The following is a 5,530-nucleotide window of genomic DNA, read 5'->3' on the forward strand; positions in this document are numbered from 1 at the left end:
CGCACCGGGGGCTCCCCTCGGCGTCGAACCGTGGCGCTGGGCCCTGATCCTCGGGGGCGCCCTGGCGGCCCTGGGCAGCATCCTGTTCGCGGGGCTGCCGGAATCGCCGCGATGGCTGGCCTCGGTCGGGCGACCCGTCGAGGCCGACGGGGCGTGCCGCCGGTTCGAGCGCGCGGCCGGCCGGGCGCCGGTCGTCGGAGCAGCCGACCTCGCCTCAGCGCCGGCGATACACGGGCCGGCGATACACGGGCCGGCGGGCTTTCGCGCCCTGTTCACCGGGACGCGCCAGACGCGCCAGACGGCCCTGTTCGTGGGCCTCTTCACGCTCGCCCCCCTGGCGACGATCGCCTTCCCGCTGCTCAGCGCCGTCGTGATGGTGGAGAAGGGCTTCCGGGTCGATCAATCCCTCGCCTTCGCCGCGCTGTCGATGCTCGGCCCGCCGCTGGGCACCCTCCTGACCGCGCTGGTGATCGACCGGCTCGAGCGGCGCGCCTGCCTGACGGCCCTGGCGGCCGCGATGGCGGCCCTGGGCACGGCCTTCGCGGCGAGCGGCACGTTCCTGACGCTGGTTCTCGTCGGCATCGCCTTCAACACCGCCGCGGCGACCTACGGCAGCGTCCTCGCCGTCTACGCCACGGAACTCCTCCCGACGCCGCTGCGGGCCTCGGCCATGACCTGCGCCTGGGCCGGCGGCCGGGTCGCCGCCGCCCTGGCGCCGCTCATCCTCCTGCCGGTCCTTTCGGCCTACGGACCGCACGCGATGTTCGCGGTGATCACGATCGTCCTCGGGGCCAGCGCCGCGCTGCTGCTTGCCGGACCGCGCGGCCTGTCCGGCCGGGCCGTTGCATAGGCCGCGCGGGGACGCCCCGCATCGTCAGGCCCGATCGGCGTCGGTTGCCAATCCGGCAAGATTCACACGATAGAGTTGCACAGGCGCTGGGACAGCGCCGCCGGGCCGGACGGGAGTGTCACACGTGTTGAGCCCGGTGCTCGTCCCAAGCCTCGTCGAGACGACCAATCACGTCGAGCCCAAGCAGGCCTTCGAATTCTGGCGCTGCACGGCCCTGGCCGCTTTCGGCGACATCGGCCGGCGGCATCCCCGGGAGCGCTTCGCGGCCAAACGCCTGACCGTGGCGTCGGCCGGCTGGTCGCTGACCCATACGGTCAGCAGCCCGGTGGAGCTGGAGTTCCGGTCCCGGCACGTCGACCGGAACGCCCGCGCGATGGTGGTGATCGGCCTCGGGCTCGACGGCATCGGCTATCACGAGCAGCACGGCCGCGGCGCCCAACTGAACCCCGGTGATATCAGCTTCCTGTCGCGGAACCGGCCCTTCGTGGCCGGCACCCAGAGCGCCTACGGCGAGATCCGGCTCGCCGTGCCGCGCGAGGTCTTCGAAGCCTGGGTCGGCGATGCGGACGCCTTCGCGGGCCGCAGCCTCAACCCGCACCCGGCCGGGGTGGCGTTCCGGACGCGCCTGTGCACCGTGGCCGCCTCCATCGCCTGGATGTCCGAGGGCGAGGCACAGACTGCGATCGAGGGCGTGCTGCACCTTCTCGGCCACCTCGTCGACGGCACGGCCCGGCGCACGAAGCCCGCGGAGGTTTCGCAGGCGGCGGTGGTCTCGCTCGCCCGCGCCCATATCGCGCGCCGGATGCACGATCCCGACCTGGCCCCGCAGGACATCCAGAGGGCGCTGGGCCTGTCCCGGACGAGCCTGTACCGCGCCTTCGCGGAGACCGGCGGCATCGCGACGGCGATCCGCGACGCGCGCCTCGACCTCGCGCGCCGACGGCTGGAAGCCGCCCGCGACGGCAAGGTGCGGATCGCCTCGATCGCCTATGCGTGCGGGTTCACCGACGTGCCGACCTTCAACCGCGGGTTCCGCAAGCGCTTCGGCCTGGCACCGGGCGACCTCCGGCCCGCGCAGCCTCAGGCGAACCGCGTCAGCCCGCGGCAGCCAGATCCGCCGCGCCCCTGACCTGGGCGGGGAAATCGAACACCGCGTCCGCATGGGCGATCGTCGCCGGGCGATGGGCCACGATGACCCGCGTCATGCGCAGGTCCCGCAGAGCCTCGGCGATCACCGCCTCGGTGGCCTCGTCGAGATGGCTCGTAGCCTCGTCGAGGAACAGGATCTCGGGCCGCCGGTAGAGGGCGCGCGCCAGCACGATGCGCTGCTTCTGGCCCCCCGACAGGGTCGAGCCCATGTCGCCGACGAGGCTCTCGAAGCCCATCGGCATGCGGCGGATATCGTCCAGGATCGCGGCCCGGGCCGCACATTCGGCGATCCAGCCGGCATCCGGATGCTCGTCGAAGGCAGCGATGTTCTCGGCGATGGAGCCCGCGAACAGGCCGTCGTTCTGCATCACGCCGGCGATCCGGCGGCGGTAGGATCCGGCGGCGGTGCGGATGTCCTGGCCGTCGGCGGCGACGATCCCCTCGGTCGGGGGCGTCAGCCCCATCATCACCTTCATGAGCGAGGTCTTGCCGCATCCCGAGGGACCGGTGATCGCGAAGCAGGCGCCGGCCCGGACCGACAGCGAGACCCCGCGGAAGATCCAGGGCTCGTCCGCGCCGTAGCGCAGCGCCAAGCCTACGCCGGCGAGCGCCCCGGCCTTCAGGGCGACGACCGGCGCCGCGGGCGGCGCGGCGGCAGCGAGATCCTGTTCCTCGGGCTCGCACAGCACGATGTCGGCGAGCCGGTCGGTCTGCACGTCGAGCATGCGCAGCTTGAACCACGCGTCGATCAGGCTGCCGATCCGCGTGGCGAACTGGTCGCGATAGGCCAGGAACGCCACCAGCATGCCGAGCGACAGCGACCCGCCGATCACGGCGCGGGCGCCCAACACCAGCAGGATCAGGCGGTCGAGGCCGAACAGGAACTCGTTCGCACGGCCGAACACGAGGTCGAGGCGCTGCAGCCGCAGCCGGGCGTTCAGGGCCGTGACGAAGTGGTTCATCCAGGCGCCGCCGCGCCGCTCGCGCAGGTCGAGGAGCTTGACGCTCGCCATGCCGCGGACCGTCTCGATGAAGTGCGTCTGCTGGCGGGCCTCGGCCACGAGGGCCTCCTCGCTGCCCTCGCGATAGGCGCCGTAGGCGAAGACCCGGAGGATCGCGTTGAGTGCCGTCGAGGCCAGAACCACGGCGACCAGCCAGCCGCCATAGACCATCAGCATGGCCAGCATCCCGACCGCCATGAGGCCGTCGAGGACGGCCTGGACGAGGTCGGTCGTCAGGCCCTTCTGGATGGTGGCCAGGGAGCCGAACCGGGAGATCACGTCGCCGACATGGCGCTTCTCGAAATAGTCGAGGGGCAGCCGCGACAGGTGGTCGAACAGGCCGGCCGACCATTGGTAGTTCAGCCGGGTCCCGGCCAGCATGATCGCCCAGGTCCGGGCGATGCTGAGGCCGAGCTGGAGCAGCAGCAGCAATCCGAGGCCGATCGCCACCACGAGGAGCAGGTCGTGGTCGGCATTCACGATCACCTCGTCGATCACGACCTGCGAGGCGATGGGCATCAGCAGGGCGACGAGTTCGATCCCCAGGGAGAGGGCCAGCACCTGGGCCAGGGCGGCGCGGATGCCGGACATGTTGCGGAACAGGTCGCGCAGCCGCAGGCCCGGGGTGGCCCGCTCGCGCTTGAAGCCCGGGTTCGGCACCGCCTCCAGGGCGACACCGGTGAATTCCCGCGAGGCTTCCGCGAGGCTGATCCGGCGCCGGCCGCGACCCGGATCGTTGATGACGAGGCCGCCGCGCTCGACCCGGGTCAGCACCACGAAATGGTTGAGGCCCCAGTGCAGGATGCAGGGGAGCCGGAGCCGGGGCAGATCCGTGAGTTCGACCCGCAGGGCGCGGGCGGTCAGGCCCTGGGCGCCGCAGAGGTCGATCAGGTTGCGCAGGGTCATGCCCTTGAGCGACAGGGGATGGCGCCGCCGCAGCGTGGCGAGGTCGAGCTGGCGGCCGTGATAGGCCAGGACCATGGCGAGGCAGGCCATGCCGCATTCGGCAGCCTCGGCCTGGAGGACGACCGGCACCCGGCGGCGAAGCCCGAAGTCCAGCCGGGCGGCACGGGATGGCGCCGTCACGGGGCCGCCTTCCGGACCGGCAGGGCGTCGAGGCCGCCGCGCGTGACGAGGGCGAGGCTTTCCCGGACATGCGCGACGGGATCGAGCAGCCAGCGGTAGAGCGACCGCTTCTCCAGGGCGATATCGGCCTCGACCCGCATGCCCGCCTCGAGGCTGCGCCGCTCGCCATAGGCCAGCACGGTGTCGGAATCGGGCCGGACGACGATGCGGTACAGGTCGGTCCCCTCCCCCCGGGCGGAGGCGCGGCGCGCGAAATCCGGGGCATCATCGCTGCCCAGCGGCGCCCGCGTGACCTCGGTGACGACGCCGCGATGCAAGCCGAAGCGCTGGAACGGGAAGGCGGCGTAGCGCAGCATCACCGGCGCGCCGGCCTCGGCGAAGCCGATGGCCGACGAATCGACGAACAGGTTGGCCTGGAGGCGCCCCGCGCTCGGCAGCAGGGTCAGGAGCGTCGCCCCGGCCGCCACGGTCTGGCCGACCTGCGCGCGGATCGACGTCAGGGTCCCGGCCTCCGGTGCCCGGACCTCGATGGCGCGGCGCGCCTCGCTCTCGGCCTTCTGCTGCGCCAGCTGGGCGGCGGTCCGGTCGAGGTCGGCGAGGTCGCGGGCCAGCCGGTCGTCGTAGGCGGCGAGCTGGGATTTCGTGTCGGCGAGCTTGCCGTCGACCTGGAGGCGGCTCTGCTGGAACTGCGCGAGCTGCGCGCTCGCCTGCATGTAGAGGTAGTTCTGGCTCTGGAGATCGGCGGCGCGGGCGAAGCCGCGCGCCACGGCGTCGGCGAGTTCCTCGACCCGCGACCGGAGCGGCGGCACCAGCTTCTCCTGCAGGTCGATCTGCTTGGCGAGCTGGGCGGATTGCTCGCTCAGATTCGCCACCTGCTCCCGGAGGGCCTGGCGCTCCGTCCCGGCCAGATCGGCCCGGGCGGCCCGCTGCCGCTCCACGCTCTGCCGCTGGCGCTCCAGCTCGGCGATCACCCGTTCCTGCGTAGGCCCGCTCGCCGACACGGCGTCGAGGTCGATCGTGTACAGGAGCTGCCCGCGGGCGACCTTGTCGCCCTCGCGCACCCCCGTCGAGCCGACGCGGCCGGCGACCGGGCTGGCGAGACTGATCAGACCGATATCGGGCGCGAGCAGGCCGACGGCGTGGATGCGGCGGGTATAGGTGCCCTGCCAGGCATAGAGGCCGACGGCCGCCACCATGGCCACGCAGGACAGGGCCACGATGCGGATCGGCAAGGGCTGGATGATCTGCGCCTCGCCCAGCCACGCATTGCGTCGTGCCTCTATAACTTCCAGTCGAAAGAGCGGACTTGGCACCCGGCTAAAGCAACCTTCCCAGAACGAGACCACATCTTCGAGGATAGCACGCCTCGGCGTCATCCGGCTTGTTCGGTCGCATCGTACGAGTGCTGTGTTCACACTGCACGGGAATGCGAATTTTGTATTCC

At 71.9% G+C, this 5,530-nt stretch carries 4 protein-coding genes; 2 read left to right on the top strand and 2 right to left on the bottom strand.

Translation table 11 applies throughout. The features are described from left to right. Both I53_RS28875 and I53_RS28880 read left to right on the top strand, forming a co-directional pair. A partial coding sequence (locus I53_RS28875; protein ID WP_043357539.1) for an MFS transporter occupies window positions 1–850 on the top strand: 850 nt, incomplete at its 5' end. A gap of 124 nt (window positions 851–974) precedes the next feature. Further along, window positions 975–1,979 (top strand): helix-turn-helix domain-containing protein, encoded by a 1,005-nt coding sequence (locus I53_RS28880; RefSeq protein ID WP_051045118.1) that lies wholly within the window; start codon window positions 975–977, stop codon window positions 1,977–1,979. On the opposite strand, the gene I53_RS28885 is transcribed toward I53_RS28880, so the two are convergent. After that, entirely contained in the window at window positions 1,945–4,086 is a 2,142-nt protein-coding gene (locus I53_RS28885; RefSeq protein ID WP_043357541.1) for a peptidase domain-containing ABC transporter, read from the bottom strand. The two genes, I53_RS28880 and I53_RS28885, sit on opposite strands and share 35 nt — an antisense overlap. Next, the gene (locus tag I53_RS28890; RefSeq protein WP_043357543.1) at window positions 4,083–5,399 is read right to left on the bottom strand and encodes an HlyD family secretion protein; all 1,317 of its coding nucleotides are present in this window, start codon (window positions 5,397–5,399) and stop codon (window positions 4,083–4,085) included. Before I53_RS28890 ends, I53_RS28885 begins: the two co-directional genes overlap by 4 nt. Window positions 5,400–5,530 lie beyond the last annotated feature (131 nt).

The sequence above is a fragment of the Methylobacterium sp. B1 genome (assembly GCF_000333255.1).
In the GTDB taxonomy this organism is placed as follows: domain Bacteria; phylum Pseudomonadota; class Alphaproteobacteria; order Rhizobiales; family Beijerinckiaceae; genus Methylobacterium; species Methylobacterium fujisawaense.